We start from the raw sequence: 262 nt of genomic DNA on the forward strand, positions 1-262 counted from the left end.
TTTTAAAACTTTATTTAGATAATCATCCAATTGAAGAAGTGTTAAAGTTTTTATCAAAAGAATTTCAAATGGATGTTGAATTAAAATGCAAAGAACAAATTGAGAATCATCTGATACAAAATCAAATCTCCGAAATCACAGAGCAACCTGCCATTGTAAGATACGATAATGGAAAGTTTTTGCAAATTGTCCCGATAAGTCCGTTATTAAACCAAGTACCATACATTGCCCTGTTTCATTCAAAAAAATTAAATGCAAAACC

1 protein-coding gene is annotated in these 262 nt (G+C 29.4%); it reads left to right on the forward strand.

Annotated elements, in window-relative coordinates; translation table 11 throughout:
* Window positions 1–262 (forward strand): hypothetical protein (locus R2R70_RS21045; RefSeq protein WP_410979057.1); only part of this gene is annotated, 262 nt, incomplete at both ends.

Origin of the sequence: Cobetia sp. SIMBA_158 (assembly GCF_046566945.1) — a bacterium.
GTDB lineage: Bacteria > Pseudomonadota > Gammaproteobacteria > Pseudomonadales > Halomonadaceae > Cobetia > Cobetia amphilecti.